The following is a 16,029-nucleotide window of genomic DNA, read 5'->3' as shown; positions in this document are numbered from 1 at the left end:
GTGAGCGCATGAGCGCTTACGATCTCTTCCTCCTCGGCGGAGTGTTCCCCGGCATCGCGCCGGCGGCGGCACTTCGCCGAGTCGTCTCCTATGCGCGGCAAGCGGAGACGGCCGGGCTCGACGGCGTATGGACCGCCGAGCACCACTTCATCGAATACGGCGCGAGCCCCTCCGCGACGCTCATGGCCGCCCACCTCCTCGCCGCCACCGAACGCCTCCAGATCGGCACCGCCGTCGCCGTCCTCTCCAACCGCAACCCCGTCGCCCTCGGCGAAGAGGCCGCCACCCTCGACGCCCTCGCCCCCGGCCGCTTCCGACTCGGCGTCGGCCGCGGCGGCCCCTGGATCGACCTCGACGTCTTCGACTCCAGCCTCGACCGGTACGAACGCGGCTTCGAAGAAAGCCTCGCGCTCCTCACACGCTGGCTCTCCGGCGCCGCCGAAGTCGCCCACGCCGGCGAGTTCTTCGACGTCCTCCCCGTCCGCGTCATGCCCCCCGGCGCCGGACGCCCGGTCTGGATCGCGGCCACCGGCGAAGCCACCGCCCGCCTCGCCGGACGCCACGGCCACCCGCTCCTCCTCGGCATGCACGCCCCCGACGACGACCACGTCGCCCTCCTCAACGCCTGGCGGCAAGAAGCCGAAACCGCCGGCTTCGACCCCGACTCCGCCGAGCACGTCTCCACGCACCTCGCCCACATCGCCGACGGGCACGACGCCGTCGACCGCCTGCGGACCTCGCTCACGGAACTCCTCACCAGGGGCGTCGGCCAGTACGTGAGCCTCAAACCGAAACGCGGCCAACGCGACCACGCCGCCTACGTCGACTGGATGATCGAACGCCACGCCGTCGGACCCGCCGACCACGTCGCCGAACGGCTCGCCGCCTCCGCCGAGAAGACCGGCGTCCGCCGCCAACTCCTCCTGGTCGAAGGCATCGGCGACCCCGAAGCGGTCGGCGACAACATCGCCGCGCTCGGCGAAGCACTCAGTACGACCGGTACGGCACTGCCGGAGGGCTCTGCGGCGGCAGCCCTTTGAGCGGCTCGCGCCCGCGCTGGCGGAACCATTGGTTCGCCGAGCCCGTGAACAGGCAGATGAGCGTCACCAGCGGCATCGCGAGACTGAGGAGGGTCCAGATCAGCCGCGTCCCGTCGGCGGGCGCGCCCACTTCGCTGCTCGCCTCGAACCCGGTGTAGATCCCGATGAAGCCGGACACGAAGGCCAGCAGCATGACCGCGATCGTCAAAATCTGCGCCCAGCGGCGGCCCGCGCCGATCTTGACCGCGAGCACGCCGAAGAGGATCACGAGCGCGATGGTCGCCGCGATGACGATGGTGACTAGCGCGGCGAGGTTCTCGAAGCCCTGCGAGAGGTCCTCCTCGAACTCGAAGTCGCTGAAGTTCAGCGCCTCGGAATAGAACAGCGCGGTCAGCCCGCCGCCCGCCCCGCAGCAGATCAGGAACGAGAACTGCAGCCAGAGCATGACCTGCGCAGCGGTGACCGTCCCAGGCTTGCGGTGCAGCAGTTCCGGGGGCAGGGGAGTGGCGGGCGGCGTGGCAGGCGGCGTGTACATGGGCGGGTCCTTCAAGTGGGCGGTCACCAAAGTCTAGGGCTCAGGGTCCACCGGCTCGGCACCCTCGCGCTCGAACCAGCGCCGCCCTTCCCTGCCGTGGACGCACCGCAGGACGATCGTCTGGATGATGAGTGAAGGCGTGGCGGCGATGAGGACCCATGCAACCCCACCTTCCCACCCCATCATCGGAAGGGTCAAAACGGTGAGGCCGACCAGCACCGCCGTTCCGATGATGATCGTGGTCCGGGCCCGGCGGTCTGCCCGGCCGGCCCAGCGGTTGGTGAAGTACGCGTAGGTGAAGATCGCCGCGAAGCCGACGCCCCAGGCCCAGGGGACCGCGAATCCCAATGCATTCTCATGCCATTGAATCGCTCAGTGGCCCAGGCGATCGCGCCGAAGAGCGGAACCCCGAATGAGCAGTTCCCGGTGATCATGACCAGCGCAACCTGAACCCCGGTGAGGATCCGCACGGTGCTGATGACTTTCGGCCACTTGGGAGGGGGCACAGGTTGAACCAGCATGGGCGATCCTTCGAGAGTGGATTAGTTGAACGTGTTCAGGTTGAACATGTTCAACTTAGCGGATCGCGTGCCGTTCGAAAAGGACTCGAGACCGGCCCCACATCCGGGACCGGTCTCGTGTGCTGCGCTTATGCGAACTCGTCAGTCGTTGAGGGCGTACCTCAGCGCCTCGAAGAGCGTTTGGTCCTGGTACTCGTATCCGTTGGCCTGCAGGACACCCGGCTTGATCTTGGCGCCGCGGAGGAGTTCGATCGCGGCCTCTCCGGCGACGATCTTGACCGCCCAGCCGGGGATGATCCACGGGGTCGGGCGGTGGACCGCCGCGCCGAGGGCTTTGGTGAACTCGCGGTTGGTGATCGGGGTCGGGCCGACCATGTTGACCGGGCCGCGGATGGATTCGTCCTCGATGGCGGTGACCGCCGCGCCGACCCAGTCGCGCAAGGAGATCCAGGGCATGTACTGGCGTCCGCTGCCGAAGCGGCCGCCCAGGAAGCACTTCCATGCCGGTACGAACCGGTCGAGGAGGACGCTCGCCGGGCCGAGCACGTGGCCGGTCCGCAGCTTGACGACCCGTGCGCCCGACTTCTCGGCCGCCTCGGTCGCCGACTCCCACTTCAGGCAGAGCCGTCCGAGGAAGTCGGCCGCCGCGGGGGTCGATTCGTCCACTTCGATGTCGGCGCGGTCGCCGTACCAGCCGGCCGCCGATGCGTTCACCATCACCGGGACCTTCGCGGCCGCCACCGCCTCGGCGAGGACCATGGTCGGGACGACCCGGCTGGTCTCGATGCGCTTCTTGTACGCGGCGTTCCAGCGCTTGCCGCCGACGTTCACGCCGCACAGGTTGACGACCGCGTCCACGCCGTCGAGGATCTGCGGGTCCAGGGGCCCTTTGTAAGGGTCCCAGACGATCTCGTTCTCCTCGTCGGGGCGGTGGCGCACCAGCCGCACGAGGTCGTGGCCTTCGCCCAGGCCTTCAAGGGCTTCCATCAGGGGCTTGCCGAGATAGCCGCTCGACCCGGCGATGACGATCCGCATACCGACAGCCTATGGCCTCGGCTCGCGGTACCAGTCTTGAACCTGGGTGCGGAGTCTCGGGGCCTGCAGTTCGGCGTTCTGCTGAATCGCCGCGAGGGACTGCGCGGCGAGCGCGCGCCGCCACTCGAGTTCGGCACCGCGCATGGCGGTGTCGATCGCGCAGGGCGCGCGGAAGGCCGAGGCGGGCTCCTCGCCCCAGACGCCGTTCTGGCGGATCTCGGCGCATTGGAACGCCTCGGCGGGGCCCTCGATCGCGGTCAGGACGTCCATGAGCGTGATGTCCTTGAGGCTCTTGGCAAGGCGGAAGCCGCCCTTCTTGCCCGCGGTGGAGGTGAGGATGCCGGCCTTGACGAGCGGTTGGAGCTGCTTGTTGAGGTAGGCGGGCGGCAGGCCGTACCCGGCGGCGAGCCGGGCGGTCGAGACGGGCGCGTCGACGCCCATCCAGTCCAGGAGCAGGCAGCAGTGCGCGGCCCATTCGACGCCTTCACTGATCTTCATAATCTCGATCTTAGCTGTCCGGGTTTACGAGGTGTGCCGTTCGCTTGTTCCCGCTCTGGGCGTGACGCTCGGCATGGGATCCCTCGGTTGCATCTCCTTATCTAGACATGTAATATCTAGATATGAGTTCCGGCGAGGGCCGGAACGACCACCAGAGGAGAACCCCATGAGCACCACCGTTCCCGCACCCGTCATCGCCCGCGCCGCCACCGCCGAGCGCCTCGCCCACGCCCAGCAGTCGGTCATGACCCTCCTCGCCGACTCCTCGCAGACCGGCGGGGCCCTCTCGGTCCACCGCTCGACCTTCCCCAACGGCGGCGACGGCGCGCCCTCGCACTTCCACACCGGCACCAGCGAGTCGCTGTTCGTCATCTCGGGCAGGCTGCAGGTCCTCACCGGCGATGAGGTCATCGTCCTGGAGGCCGGGGACTTCGTCACGATCCCGCCGGGCCTGCCGCACGCGTTCGGCGCCGCCGCCGGGCACGATGCCGACGTCCTCGCCGTGTTCACCCCGGCCGCCGACCGGTTCGACTACTACCGGCTGCTCGAGCGGGTCGTCGCCGGCGAGGCCGACCCGAAGGAGATCCCGGCCTCCGGCGAGCAGTACGACAACCACTACGTGGCGAGCGAGGCCTGGCAGCAGGCCCGTTCGGGGGAGTAAGCACAAAAACGGCCGCAACACACTCGTGTTGCGGCCGTTGCGGTTCGGGTCTCAGAGGCCGAGCCTGGCGAGGTTGAGGCGGCCGAGGCGTCCGCGCCACGGCACGCCGGCCTCGATCCCGGCGAGCACCGAGCGCTGGAGGGTGTTGTCCTGCGGCAGTTCCGCCACCGGTGTGTCCTCGGTGCGCGCGAACACGAACCGCCATAGGTCGGTCCGGTTGCCCTCGGCGCCGACGGCCGCTTCGATGTCGAAGAGCGCGGCGAAGCCGGTGATGTTCGACCGCTCGGGCAGCCAGTCGCGCAGCTGCGGGTCGAGCAGCCAGGACTCGCACTTGAACACGAGGTCCTCGGGCCCGTCGAACCGCTCGGGGAAGACCGCGGGGAAGAACTCCAGCGCCCATTCGACGGAGTCGCTCACGGCGTCGAGCGTGAGCGGGCCGCCTTCACCGCGGATGTGCACGCCCAGGAACGGGTTCGCGTCGTCGCCTTCGACGCAGAACTGGAGCCGCCCGAGCTGGAACAGCGACCCGCGCAGGTGCCCGGTGAACCAGTGCGCGACGTCGAGTCCGGCCCGGCCGTAGATCCGGCGGTTGAGCCGCAGCTTCTCGCCGATGTCGAGCAGGAGCCGGCGCGAGAGGTCCTCGTCGACGCGGTGCTCGCGGTGGTAGGCGAGCATGTCCGGGATCGCCGCGAGCAGCGGGTACGCGCCGAGCAGCGGGTGCTCCTGCGAAGCCTTCGGCCAGGTCAGCCATTTGCGCCCGCCCATGTCGGCGACGATCGACTGGTAGAGCCGGTCGGCGGTCTCGCGGGCGTCGGGGTCGAGCGCGCCGAGCGCCTTCGCGGCATCGTCGGCGTCCTCGGTCTCGGCGCCGCACCAGTCGATGAGGAGTTCGCGGACGGCGGCGGCGTCGGGTTCGGGGTACGCCTTCACGGCGCCGGGGAGCGGCAGGTCCTGAGTCACCGGCCTATGTCACCACGCCCGGACCCCCGGCGGCAACATCGGGTCGGTCACCCTAGTCTGGGCTCTGTGCGACGGTTGCTGACGCCTCCCTGGATCGTCCTCCACTGCTTCGCGGTGGTGTTGACGGTCGCCTTCGGGCTGCTCGGCTGGTGGCAGCTCTCCCGCGCGCAGGGCGGCAACGCCATCAGCTGGGGATACGCCTTCGAATGGCCGCTGTTCGCGCTCTTCACGCTCGCATTGTGGATCCGGCAGATGCGCCTCGAACTGCGCAAGGACGACCCCGCGGCGGCGCGGCGCGGGAAGCCAGAGCCGCCGCCGATGACCTCGCCGTTCGAGGCCGCCATCGTCGCGGCCCGCCGCGACGATAATGAGCGCGGTGCAGCGGCTCGCGATGAGCCGCGGGCCCGGCACGCCGACACCGAACCGTCACTGGACCAGAGAGCTCAGGGGAGCCCCGCATGAACGCCGCTCTGAAACGCTTCCGGATCGTCGCCTGGATCGTGGGCACGTTCCTGATCCTGCTCATGTTCGTGGCGATGCCGCTCAAGTACCTGGCGCACAACGACACGATGGTCTCGGTCATCAGCCCGATCCACGGCCTCTGCTACATGGTCTACCTGGTGCTGGCCTTCCACCTCGCCCAGCAGGCGGGCTGGAAGTTCTGGCCGCAGACGGTGGGCCTCATGCTCGGTGGGACCGTGCCGATCGCCTCGTTCTTCGTCGAGCGCTGGGCGCACCGCCGCATCCTCGAGGAGCACCCGCAGGCCGCCGACCCGAAGGTTCGCACCGAGGAACCGGTCTGAAGCTGCGGAAAAGCCCGGCGAGCATCGGCTCGCCGGGCTTTTCCCTTGCTCACGCCTGCAGTGCGGAACCCGCCTTGAACGAGTCCCAGTCGAGGGTCCAGGCGGTGAAGCCGTCGCCCTGCGGCACGTCGCGGCCGGTGTTCGTCACGATCACCGGGTCGCCCCAGCGCACGAAGTTGTAGAGCCACTCGCCCATCTCGTCCGAGACGTTGAGGCAGCCGTGGGAGCCGTTCGAGACGCCGAGCCGGTCGGTCGCCCAGGGCGCGCCGTGGATGAACTGGCCCGAGAAGGTCAGGCGCATCGCCCATTTGACCGGGGTCTCGTAGTCGTACACCTCGGAGACGAAGGTCGACTCCTCCTCGCGGCTCATGATGGTCATGGTGCCGGAGTACGAGCGCGCGTCGTGGCCTTCGATGGGCGTGTCGGAGCCGAGGGAGATCGGGATGGTCTGCACGATCGAGCCGTCGCGGAAGGCCCGCATCTGCTTGGTGTTGTTGTCCGCCTCGAGGTACCGCGCCTCGGCGTCGATGTTGAAGGCGGTCTCGGCGTCGAACTCGCCGTAGCGGCCCTCGCCGATGTCGAGGCCGCCGATGGCGAGCCGCACCGAGACGGCGGTGTTGGGCTGCCAGAACTCCTTCGGCCGGTACTCCAGGGCCCGCCCGGTGATCCAGTGCCAGGAGCCCTCCTGCGCCGGTTCGGAGGTGACGAAGAGGCGCCGCTCGACCGAGGCCCGCAGGTCCTCGGGGACCTCGTGGTCGGTGAAGCGGAACGCGAGGATCGCGCCCATGCCGACCGTGGAGTCCTGGCCGGGCAGGTAGTTCTCGATGCCGACCCGGTCGCCGGGGGAGGGGATCGTGGTGAACGTCGAGGTCGCGGTGGCGGTGAGGCCCGCCGCGTCGTCGGCGGTGACGGTGGCGGTGTAGCTCGTCTCCCAGGAGAGCGGGCTGGCGGGGACCCAGGTGGTCCCGTCGGGGTGCATGGCCCCTTCGACCGCCGCGCCCGCGGCGTCGGTGAGCGTGAACTCCTTGAACTCGCCGGCTTCGACGGTCCAGGAGACCTCGGTCGCGGCGGTCGCGTCGGCGGCGCCGTCGGCGGGTGTGATCTGTACCTTCGCGGCACTCTGCGGCGCTTCAGAGGACGCGTCGTCGCCCTCGCCGATGGTGCCCGATTCCTTCGTGCAGGCCGCCGCGATACCCACGACGGCGAGGCCTCCGGCCGCGAGTGCGCCGCGGCGGGAGAGGGAGGACGGTCCGAAACTCATGGAACCACGGTACACAGGGGCGGCGACAGGTCGTCTACTTCGCACCTGTGACCTATTCGGCCCCAGGTCAAGACAACCGAATGCGCCGTTCAGCGAATGCTGAGATGCACGTGGTTCGTGTGGTCGGTGTTGGGGTCGCCATAGGCGCCGGAGTAGGACTTCCAGCCGCTGCTCGGCATCCAGATCTGGCGGTACCAGATGACGTACTGCACGCCGAGCGCGTCGGCGTTCTCGACGAACCAGGCCGCGAGGTTCTGGCCGTACTCGTAGTCCTCGCCCTGGGCGTCGCCGCGGAAGCCGTCGGGCTCGGAGGAGAAGTCGCAGGCCCGGCCCTTGCCGTGCTCGCCGAAGGAGGACGGCCGGTAGCAGGCCACGTAGCGGGTGAACCCGACGATCTGGGCCTGGGACAGGGCGTGGAGGGTGCGCGGGCTCAGACAGCCGTCCGTGGTCGGGTCGTCCTCGGAGCAGCCCTCGCCGGGCAGCGTCCCGTCGGAGTTGCGGGGGGCGGGTTCGGCGGGGGGCGCGTCCGAGGCGGAGGGCCCGACGGCGTCGTCGCCGCCGGAGGCCGCGAGTTCCAGGGCGGCCTCGTCGCGGGCCGCCTCCATCTCCTCGGCGGTCTCCTCCTGCTCCTCGATGTTGTCGGCGAGCGTCTCGCGGGTGGCCTCGATCTCCTGGAGGCGGGTGACCAGCTCGTTGAACCGGTCGGCGCGGGACTCGCCGAGGAACTGCAGCAGCTCCATGGCGGCGACGGCGTTCTGCGGGTCGCCCGAGGCCATGAGCGCGGCGGTGGACTGGACCTCGGAGGTCATGGACGCGGTGTACGCGTACTCGTCCAGTTCGGCCTGGAGCTCGATCGACTCGGCCTCGGAGTCCTCGAGCTCCTGCTCAAGGTCCTCCTGCTGCTGCTTGAGCGCGTTGAGTTCGTCCTGCGCGTCGAGGTAGGCCGCGATGGCGTTGCTGAGCGCGTCCGAGGCGCCCTCCTCTTCCTGCGCGGAGGACTGCGAGGCGGGCGCGACCAGGAAGACCACGCCGGCGAGCGCCACGATGGGGAGCGAGAGCACGCGCTTGGCGTCGCTGAGGAGGGATCGCGGGGCGCGTGCGCGCGCGGGGGAGGATGTGCCGGCGTTCAAGGCTTGAGGGTCCTTCGGTTGCTCGGAGCCGATTGGACTGGATGGTCGGCGTACAGCCTAGAACGGGAGGATTCCTCGAATGCAGCGGGTCTTTACGCATAACCACTGGTAGTCGCGGAACTACCGGGTTTCCGACACGGCTATGGCGTGGCTAACTCATGAGCCGTTCATCTTCGTACCGCCTGATAGGATTGTTCGAATTCGAACCAGCCGCGCGGGCTGGCGCCGAAACCGAGGAAGGAGGGCCGCCCATGAGCGCGGGAGACTTCGAGAGCCGCTGGCTCGCCCCTGACGTGAACGCCGTGTGGACCCGGTTCCTCCACGTCACCCACCGCCTCGAGCACCACATCGACCGGCGGCTCCAGGAGCAGCACGGCATCACTCACACCCAGTACGAGATCATGGTGCGCCTCGCCGACAGCGACGAGCGCGCGATGCGCATGAGCGAGCTCGCCGACCGCATCGTCACCGCCAAGAGCGCCGTCACCTACCAGATCAACAAGCTCTCCGAGATGGGCCTGGTCGAGCGCCGCAAGTGCGGGCGCGACAACCGCGGCATCTGGGTGCACCTGACCGACGCGGGCGCCGAGCGCCTCGAGCGCGCCGCGCCCTGCATCCTCTCGCTGGTGCGCGAGCTCTTCCTCGACTCGCTCAACTGCGACCAGGCCGCCGAGCTCGACAAGCTCCTCGGCACCTGGTCGGACAACCTCGACGACCACGACCGCAACCCCATCGGCCACCCGGACCACCGGGGCCCGGAGCACGCGCCTGAGCTGTCGTAACCGCTTTCGGTGCGCCCCGCCGGTGTAAGGCTCGCAGACGGTGCGTGCCGGTGTAGGGTCAGGCCGTGCCGAGCTTTCCGCGTCCTGAGACGACCGTCCCCTACCGAATCGACGGCCTGGCCGACCTCCTCCCCGAAGCCCGGGAACTGGACTTCGACCTCACCGGTGTGAGTCTCGCCGCCGACGCCGTGGAGCCCGGCGACCTCTTCGCGGCCCTGCCCGGCACCAACCGCCACGGCGCCGAGTTCTGCGCCCAGGCCGCCGAGCGCGGCGCGGTGGCCGTCCTCACCGACGAGCGCGGCGCCGCACTCGCCGCCGGAACGCTCCCGGTCCTCGTCGCCGCCGACCCGCGCACGCTCACCGGCGAGATCGCCGCCCGCGTCTGGGGCAACCCGTCCGAGCACGTCAACCTCATCGGCATCACCGGCACGAACGGGAAGACCTCCACCGCGTACCTCGTGGAGGCCGGCCTCGCGTACGCGAAGCGGACCACCGCCATCATCGGCACGGTCGAGACCCGGATCGCCGGGGAGCGCATCAAGACCGAGCGGACCACCCCCGAGGCCCCCGAACTCCAGGCGCTGCTCGCGATCGCGGTCGAACGCGGCGTCGAGAACGCGGTCATGGAGGTCTCCAGCCACGCCCTCGCGCTCGGGCGCGTCGCCGGCTGCCGCTTCAAGGCCGTCGGATTCACCATGTTCGGCACCGACCACCTCGACTTCCACGCCGACCTCGACGACTACTTCGCCGCGAAGGCGAAGCTCTTCGACGGCCGCGCCGAGCACGAGATCCTCAACGCCGACGACCCCCGCGTGGCGACGCTCGCCGACGGCATCAACCGCACCTTCTCCTTGCAGGACCCGACCGCCGACCACTACGCCCACGACATCGCCGGCGACGGGTTCACCCAGACCTTCGAGTACTCGGGACCGAAGGGCTCGGGCACCGGCCGCGTCAACATGCCCGGCCGGCACAACGTCGCCAACGCCGTGCTCGCCGTGGCCCTCCTCGAAACCGTCTGCATCGGCACCGACGTCGCCCTCGCCGGCGTCGCCTCCTGCACCGGCGTGCCCGGCCGCATGGAACTCGTCTCCGGCGACGGCCCCGTGCGCGGCGTCGTCGACTACGCCCACAAGCCCGAGGCCATCACCGCCGTCCTCGAAGCGCTCCGCGACTCCACCCCCGGCAAGGTCATCGCCATCCTCGGCGCAGGCGGCGACCGCGACCGCTCCAAGCGCCCCCTCATGGGCGCGGCCGCCGCACGCGCCGCCGACCTGGTCATCGTCACCGACGACAACCCCCGCACCGAGGACCCGGCCCGCATCCGCGACGAGGTGGCCGCCGCCGTCCAAGGCGTGCCCTGCCGTAATATCCCGGGGCGGGAAACCGCCGTCCACGAGGCCGCCGCACTGGCCGCGCCCGGTGACACCATCGCCCTCCTCGGCAAGGGCCACGAGACCGTCACCGAGACCGCCGCGGGCCCCGTCGCCGGCGACGACCGGGAACTCCTGGCGCGCGCACTACGCGATGCCGCCGGGGTGAAACCTGCGCACGACGTTGAAGCGTGATAGTCCCGAACACCGCACGCACTCACAACAGGAGGAGACCGCCGCGTGATCCCCATGAGCCTCGCCCAGGTCGCCGCCGTCATGGACGGCAAGCTCAGCGAGACCGCCGATCCTGAAGCGGTCGTCACCGGCGGCGTCGAGTTCGACTCCCGCAAGGCCGGGCCCGGCGGACTGTTCCTGGCGATCCCCGGCGACAAGGTCGACGGCCACGACTTCGCCGCGAAGGCCGCCGCCCAGGGCGCGCTCGCGACCATCGCCACCCGCCCGATCGACACCCCGGCGGTCTACGTCGAAAACGGCATCGATGCGCTCACCAAGCTCGCCAAGCACGTCGCCGCCGCTTCGAAAGCGCAGATCATCGGCGTCACCGGCTCCAACGGCAAGACCTCCACCAAGGACCTGATCGGCCAGCTCTGCGCCGACCTCGGCCCCACCGTGGCCACCGAAGGCAACTTCAACAACGAGCTCGGGCACCCGTACACGGTCTGCCGCGTCGAGCCCGACACCGAGTACCTCGTGCTCGAACTCGCCGCACGCGGCCTCGGGCACATCACCCAGCTGTGCGAGATCGCCCCGCCCACCATCGGCGCGGTCCTCAACGTCGGCATCTCCCACCTCGACGGCTTCGGCTCCATCGAGACCACCGCGAAGGCCAAGAGCGAACTGCCGCAGTTCCTCGGCGCCGACGACAACGTATTCCTCAACGCCGACGACCCCCGCGTCGCCGACATGGAGGCGGCCACCGCGGCGACCGCATGGCGGTTCGGCATCCGCGAACCCGCCGAGATCACCGCCGCCGACGTCGACCCGCGCGACGGCCGACACGCCTTCACCCTGGTCACCCCCGACGGCGAAGCCCGCGTCCAACTCGGACTGTGGGGCGACCACCACATCTACAACGCGCTGGCAGCCGCCGGCGTCCTCTGGAAGCTCGGCCAGACCACCGAGAAGATCGCCGAGGGCCTCTCCCGCGCCGGCCGGCTCTCCGAACGCCGCATGGACGTCTTCACCCGCCCGGACGGCACGACCGTCATCGACGACTCCTACAACGCCAATCCCGCCTCGATGGGCGCGGCCGTCCGCACCCTCGGGCAGCTCCCCACCGAGGGCCGCCGCATCGCGGTCCTCGGACTCATGGCCGACCTCGAAGAGCAGAGCGAGACCTGCCACCGCCGCCTCGGCGAGCAGGCCCGCGACGCCGGCATCGACGAGGTCATCGCCATCGGTGCAGGCACCGAGCCCATCGTCGACGGTGCCGACGGCGTCACCGCTACCCACGTACCCGATCAAGCCGCAGCCATCGCGCTGCTGCAAAGCCGGCTGCGCCCCGGCGACGCCGTCCTGGTGAAAGGCTCCCGATACCGGACCTGGGACGTCGCCGACCACTTGCGCGCCAAGGAGGACACAGACCAGTGAGAGCCGTAATCGTCGCCGCTTTCGTGGCGTTCGCGCTCACCATGGCGCTTACGCCGCTCGCGGCGAAGCTCTTCCGCCGCTTGAAGGCGGGGCAGCCCATCCGCTCCGACGGCCCCCAGACCCACCTCGCCAAGGCCGGCACCCCCACCATGGGCGGCGTCGTCTTCATCTTCACCACGGTCCTCGCGTACGTCGCCGGCCACCTCGTGCTCATGGCCCTCCCCGAGAACATCGACGGCGTCACCTTCAACCGCCCCACCGGTTTCACCGCCACCGGCATCGTCCTCATCGGACTTTTCGTCACCTGCGGCTTCGTCGGCTTCATCGACGACTGGCTCAAGATCCGCCGCAAGCACTCCGGCGGCATCTCCGGCCGCGCGAAGGTCTTCGGCCTCACCATCGCCGCCACGATCTTCGGCATCCTTGCCGTCTACTACACCGGCTCCATCGACTCCCGGGAGATCTCCGAGACCGTCGCGACCCCGTACCTCTCCTTCACCCGCGACATCGGCGAGATCCCGCTGACGAAGATCGGCATGGTCATCCTGATCGTGCTCCTGGTCAACGCCACCGCCAACGGCGTCAACCTCACCGACGGCCTCGACGGCCTCGCCACCGGCGCCTCCATGATGGCGTTCGTCGCCTTCGTCATCATCGGCTTCTGGGAGTACCGCCACTGGTGCGGCGGCGCCCAGCCCGCCGACAACCTCTGCTACGACGTGCGCGACCCCCTCGAGATCGCCCTCATCGCCGGCGCCGCCGCCGGTGCCATGTTCGGCTTCCTGTGGTGGAACACCTCGCCCGCCCAGATCTTCATGGGCGACTCCGGCTCGCTCAGCCTCGGCGCGCTCATCGCCGGACTCGCCTTCGCCTCCAAGACGATCCTGCTCCTGCCGATCCTCGGCGCGTTGTTCGTCATCACCACCGCCAGCGTCATGATCCAGGTGACGAGCTTCAAGCTCACCGGCAGGCGGGTCTTCAGGATGTCGCCGATCCAGCACCACTTCGAACTCGGCGAGAACCGCTGGTCCGAGGTCACCATCGTGGTCCGCTTCTGGATCATCGCCGGCATCTGCACCGCGCTCGCCCTCGGCTTCTTCTTCGCCGACTTCCTGCGGATCGCGGGTTAGCCATGGCGATGGACGACTCGCAAGAATCGCCGAGGATGCGGATCGCCGACAACGTGCTCGTCGCGGGGGCCCGCGTCGCCGGAGCCGCGTGCGCCGACGTCCTCCTCTCCCGCGGTGCCGCGGTCACCGTGTACGACCGCGAGGACTCCGAGCGGATGCGGGCGCTCGCCGCCCGCGGCGCGACCTGCGTGGTCGCGGCCGACTTCGACCCCGCGCTGCTCAACGGCGTCGAGCAGGTGGTGCTCTCGCCGGGCTTCCCGCCGCACCACCCGATCGCCAAGGCCGCGAGCGATGCAGGGATCGAGGCGTTCTCCGAACCCGAGCTCGCCTGGCGCCTGCGCGAACCCGGCGCGGCGAGCTGGCTCGCCGTGACCGGCACCAACGGCAAGACCACCACGACGACGATGCTCGCCGCGATGCTCGAACAAGCCGGTCTGCGCACCGCCGCGGTCGGCAACATCGGCGTCCCGCTCGTGCACACCGCCAACGGCCCCTTCGACGTGCTCGCCGTCGAGCTCTCCAGCCACCAGCTCCACTGGTCGTCCGAGCTCGCCCCGACCGCCGGGGCCGTGCTCAACCTCGCCCCCGACCACCTCGACTGGCACGGGAGCTTCGACGCCTACGCCGAGGCCAAGGCCGCCGTCTGGCGCGGCGGCCGGGCGGTCGCCAACCTCGACGACCCGTCCGTGGTGGCCCTCGCCAAGCACACCGACGCCGAGGTCACCGGGTTCACCCTCAACCACCCCGAGCGCGGTCAGTTCGGTGTGGCCCTGGGCTTCCTGGTCGACTACACCGGCCCTGAGCCGGTGCAGATCTGCTCGGTCGACGACGTCCACCCGGCGGGCTGGCACAACGTGGCCAATGCCCTCGCCGCGGCCGCGCTCGCCCGCCTGGCCGGCGTCTCCCACGCCGACATCGGCGACGCCCTGCGCAAGTACGTGCCCGAGCCGCACCGCAACGTCACGCTCGTCGAGCACGCCGGCGTCACCTGGGTCGACGACTCCAAGGCCACCAACCCGCACGCCGCCGCCGCCGCGCTCGCCTCCTACGACTCCATCGTGTGGGTCGCGGGCGGGCAGCTCAAAGGCGTCGACGTCGAGGGCCTCATCGCCCAGTACGCCCCGAAGATGCGCGGCGCCGTCCTCATCGGACAGGACCGCGCGCTCGTGGCGGAGGCGCTCGCGCGACACGCCCCGGGCCTCCCGGTGGTCGTGCTCGACGGCCGGGACGATGCGGTGATGACCGAAGTCGCCGCGCACGCTGCGGCACTGGCCGAACCGGGGGACACCGTGCTCCTCTCCCCGGCGGGGGCCTCCTACGACATGTTCACCTCCTATGCGCACCGCGGCGACGCGTTCGCCGCCGCTGCGCGCGCCCTGATCGAGGGTGAGGCCGAGTGAGGAGCGGGTTCACCGAGTTGCTGCGCGGCCTGCTCGACCGGCCGCTCGCCTCGTACTACCTGCTGCTCTCCTCCTCGGCGCTCCTGCTCACCATCGGCCTCGTGATGGTCTTCTCGGCCACCATGGTCGAGTCCTACGAGGCCACCGGCGACCCGTTCGCGGTGATCCTCCAGCAGGTGGTGTGGGCCGTGGTCGGCCTCGTCTGCTTCTGGATCGCCCAGCGCCTGCCCTCGCGCACCTACCGGGCGGTGTCCCGGCCGCTCCTGGTGGTCGCGATCCTGCTCGGCCTCGTCCTGGTCGTCATGTCGATCCGGCAGAAGCAGCAGGAGGCCGCGGGCGGTGACGCCACGGGCGGCATCGCCACCGACCAGCTGTGGATCGACCTGGGGCCCTTCCAGTTCCAGCCCGCCGAGATCGCCAAGTTCGCGCTGCTCCTGTGGGCCGCGGACTCGCTGGTGCGCCTGGGCCCGCGCATCGCGTCGTGGCGCGAACTCGCGATCCCGATGTTCCCGATCGCCGGGCTGCTGCTCATCATCATCGGCTACGCCGACCTCGGCACGATGCTCATCATCCTGGCGATGTTCCTGGGCCTCCTGTGGGCCTCGGGGGTGCCGCTGCGCATCCTGGGCGTGCTCGTGGCCATCGGCCTGCTCGGTTCGGCGGTCCTCATCGCGTTCGAGGGCTACCGGATGCAGCGCATCATCTCGTTCTCGCGGCCCGAGGACTTCGCGGACACCTGGGGCTACCAGGCCATCCAGGGCTACTACGCGATCGCGGACGGCGGCTGGTTCGGCCTCGGCCTCGGCGAGAGCCGCCAGAAGTGGGACTGGCTCCCCAACGGCCACAACGACTTCATCTTCGCGCTCATCGCCGAGGAGCTGGGGGTCGTGGGCTGCCTGGTGATCCTGGCGCTGTTCGCGGTGCTCGTCTACACGGGCTTCCGCATCGCGCGCCGCTCGGACGACCCGTTCCGGGCGCTCGTCGCCGCGGGCGTCACGATCTGGATCGCGGGCCAGGCCTTCATCAACATCGGCGGCGTGCTCGGCCTCATCCCCATGACCGGGGTGCCGCTGCCGTTCATCTCCGACGGCGGGACGGCGCTCGTCGTCATCCTCGCGGCCGTCGGCATGCTGGCCGGGTTCGCGCGTGCCGAACCCGACGCCGCCACTGCGCTGCGGGCCCGCAACCCCTCACGTCTCGTACGCTTGCTGTGGGCCCCCCTGCCGCCCGCACCCCGCTCCGAATCCGATTCGGAGTCCACCCAGAAAACTACGACCAGAAAGACATGA

At 70.0% G+C, this 16,029-nt stretch carries 17 protein-coding genes; 10 read left to right on the top strand and 7 right to left on the bottom strand.

The genetic code is table 11. The features are described from left to right. Positions 1–8: 8 nt before the first annotated feature. Complete coding sequence (locus tag O2L52_RS05225; protein ID WP_270114274.1) at positions 9–1,040, top strand: LLM class flavin-dependent oxidoreductase; 1,032 nt, start codon at positions 9–11, stop codon at positions 1,038–1,040. Here the strand turns inward: O2L52_RS05225 and O2L52_RS05220 are convergent. From O2L52_RS05220 to O2L52_RS05205, 4 genes are all read right to left on the bottom strand, one after another. Beyond that, the gene (locus tag O2L52_RS05220; RefSeq protein WP_270114273.1) at positions 988–1,602 is read right to left on the bottom strand and encodes a hypothetical protein; all 615 of its coding nucleotides are present in this window, start codon (positions 1,600–1,602) and stop codon (positions 988–990) included. The genes O2L52_RS05225 and O2L52_RS05220 overlap by 53 nt on opposite strands. 6 nt (positions 1,603–1,608) lie before the next feature. Continuing rightward, positions 1,609–1,923: a hypothetical protein gene (locus O2L52_RS05215; protein ID WP_270114272.1), complete on the bottom strand. Its 315-nt coding sequence runs from the start codon at positions 1,921–1,923 to the stop codon at positions 1,609–1,611. Positions 1,924–2,237: 314 nt separating this feature from the next. Then, complete coding sequence (locus tag O2L52_RS05210) at positions 2,238–3,131, bottom strand: TIGR01777 family oxidoreductase (protein ID WP_270114271.1); 894 nt, start codon at positions 3,129–3,131, stop codon at positions 2,238–2,240. A 9-nt stretch (positions 3,132–3,140) separates the two neighbouring features. Next, positions 3,141–3,629: an RrF2 family transcriptional regulator gene (locus O2L52_RS05205; protein WP_270114270.1), complete on the bottom strand. Its 489-nt coding sequence runs from the start codon at positions 3,627–3,629 to the stop codon at positions 3,141–3,143. 166 nt (positions 3,630–3,795) lie between these two features. On the opposite strand from O2L52_RS05205, the gene O2L52_RS05200 reads away from it, so the two are divergent. Beyond that, positions 3,796–4,290 carry a cupin domain-containing protein gene (locus O2L52_RS05200; RefSeq protein WP_270114269.1) on the top strand — a complete coding sequence of 165 codons (495 nt, stop codon included), beginning with the start codon at positions 3,796–3,798 and terminating at the stop codon, positions 4,288–4,290. Between the two features lie 51 nt (positions 4,291–4,341). On the opposite strand, the gene O2L52_RS05195 is transcribed toward O2L52_RS05200, so the two are convergent. After that, the gene (locus tag O2L52_RS05195) at positions 4,342–5,250 is read right to left on the bottom strand and encodes an acyltransferase domain-containing protein (RefSeq protein ID WP_270114268.1); all 909 of its coding nucleotides are present in this window, start codon (positions 5,248–5,250) and stop codon (positions 4,342–4,344) included. Between the two features lie 66 nt (positions 5,251–5,316). Here O2L52_RS05195 and O2L52_RS05190 point away from each other — a divergent pair, with 66 nt between their 5' ends. Together O2L52_RS05190 and O2L52_RS05185 are read left to right on the top strand one after the other, a co-directional pair. Next, a complete protein-coding gene (locus tag O2L52_RS05190; protein ID WP_270114267.1) occupies positions 5,317–5,712 on the top strand; it encodes a hypothetical protein in 396 nt (131 codons plus the stop codon). Further along, on the top strand, positions 5,709–6,053 hold the full coding sequence (locus O2L52_RS05185) for a DUF3817 domain-containing protein (RefSeq protein ID WP_270114266.1): 345 nt from the start codon (positions 5,709–5,711) through the stop codon (positions 6,051–6,053). Before O2L52_RS05190 ends, O2L52_RS05185 begins: the two co-directional genes overlap by 4 nt. A gap of 49 nt (positions 6,054–6,102) precedes the next feature. On the opposite strand, the gene O2L52_RS05180 is transcribed toward O2L52_RS05185, so the two are convergent. Both O2L52_RS05180 and O2L52_RS05175 read right to left on the bottom strand, forming a co-directional pair. Further along, complete coding sequence (locus tag O2L52_RS05180; RefSeq protein WP_270114265.1) at positions 6,103–7,314, bottom strand: L,D-transpeptidase; 1,212 nt, start codon at positions 7,312–7,314, stop codon at positions 6,103–6,105. Between the two features lie 89 nt (positions 7,315–7,403). Further along, on the bottom strand, positions 7,404–8,444 hold the full coding sequence (locus O2L52_RS05175; RefSeq protein WP_270114264.1) for a hypothetical protein: 1,041 nt from the start codon (positions 8,442–8,444) through the stop codon (positions 7,404–7,406). 251 nt (positions 8,445–8,695) lie between these two features. Between O2L52_RS05175 and O2L52_RS05170 the strand changes: the two genes are divergently transcribed. The 6 genes from O2L52_RS05170 (at position 8,696) to ftsW (ending at position 16,029) form a co-directional block, all read left to right on the top strand. Continuing rightward, a complete protein-coding gene (locus O2L52_RS05170; RefSeq protein ID WP_270114263.1) occupies positions 8,696–9,226 on the top strand; it encodes a MarR family winged helix-turn-helix transcriptional regulator in 531 nt (176 codons plus the stop codon). 65 nt (positions 9,227–9,291) lie between these two features. Continuing rightward, complete coding sequence (locus O2L52_RS05165) at positions 9,292–10,794, top strand: UDP-N-acetylmuramoyl-L-alanyl-D-glutamate--2,6-diaminopimelate ligase (protein WP_270114262.1); 1,503 nt, start codon at positions 9,292–9,294, stop codon at positions 10,792–10,794. Positions 10,795–10,839: 45 nt separating this feature from the next. Next, positions 10,840–12,210 carry a UDP-N-acetylmuramoyl-tripeptide--D-alanyl-D-alanine ligase gene (locus O2L52_RS05160; RefSeq protein WP_344472350.1) on the top strand — a complete coding sequence of 457 codons (1,371 nt, stop codon included), beginning with the start codon at positions 10,840–10,842 and terminating at the stop codon, positions 12,208–12,210. After that, the gene (mraY, locus tag O2L52_RS05155) at positions 12,207–13,340 is read left to right on the top strand and encodes a phospho-N-acetylmuramoyl-pentapeptide-transferase (protein ID WP_270114261.1); all 1,134 of its coding nucleotides are present in this window, start codon (positions 12,207–12,209) and stop codon (positions 13,338–13,340) included. Before O2L52_RS05160 ends, mraY begins: the two co-directional genes overlap by 4 nt. Positions 13,341–13,375: 35 nt before the next feature. Beyond that, the gene (gene murD / locus O2L52_RS05150) at positions 13,376–14,740 is read left to right on the top strand and encodes a UDP-N-acetylmuramoyl-L-alanine--D-glutamate ligase (RefSeq protein WP_270114260.1); all 1,365 of its coding nucleotides are present in this window, start codon (positions 13,376–13,378) and stop codon (positions 14,738–14,740) included. Continuing rightward, the gene (gene ftsW, locus O2L52_RS05145) at positions 14,737–16,029 is read left to right on the top strand and encodes a putative lipid II flippase FtsW (RefSeq protein WP_270114259.1); all 1,293 of its coding nucleotides are present in this window, start codon (positions 14,737–14,739) and stop codon (positions 16,027–16,029) included. The genes murD and ftsW overlap by 4 nt, the downstream gene beginning before the upstream one ends.

This window comes from Glycomyces algeriensis (genome assembly GCF_027622855.1).
Classification (GTDB): Bacteria; Actinomycetota; Actinomycetes; order Mycobacteriales; family Micromonosporaceae; genus Glycomyces; species Glycomyces algeriensis.
The sequence above is the reverse complement of the archived record's forward strand: the minus strand, read 5'-3'. Positions and strand labels throughout refer to the sequence as shown.

What these genes read in the sequence shown, in the direction of transcription:
- O2L52_RS05225 (WP_270114274.1), top strand. Translation starts at nt 9, where the DNA reads ATGAGCGCTTACGATCTCTTCCTCCTCGGCGGAGTGTTCCCCGGCATC.
- O2L52_RS05210 (WP_270114271.1), bottom strand. Translation starts at nt 3,131, where the DNA reads ATGCGGATCGTCATCGCCGGGTCGAGCGGCTATCTCGGCAAGCCCCTG.
- O2L52_RS05205 (WP_270114270.1), bottom strand. Translation starts at nt 3,629, where the DNA reads ATGAAGATCAGTGAAGGCGTCGAATGGGCCGCGCACTGCTGCCTGCTC.
- O2L52_RS05200 (WP_270114269.1), top strand. Translation starts at nt 3,796, where the DNA reads ATGAGCACCACCGTTCCCGCACCCGTCATCGCCCGCGCCGCCACCGCC.
- O2L52_RS05185 (WP_270114266.1), top strand. Translation starts at nt 5,709, where the DNA reads ATGAACGCCGCTCTGAAACGCTTCCGGATCGTCGCCTGGATCGTGGGC.
- O2L52_RS05180 (WP_270114265.1), bottom strand. Translation starts at nt 7,314, where the DNA reads ATGAGTTTCGGACCGTCCTCCCTCTCCCGCCGCGGCGCACTCGCGGCC.
- O2L52_RS05170 (WP_270114263.1), top strand. Translation starts at nt 8,696, where the DNA reads ATGAGCGCGGGAGACTTCGAGAGCCGCTGGCTCGCCCCTGACGTGAAC.
- murD (WP_270114260.1), top strand. Translation starts at nt 13,376, where the DNA reads ATGCGGATCGCCGACAACGTGCTCGTCGCGGGGGCCCGCGTCGCCGGA.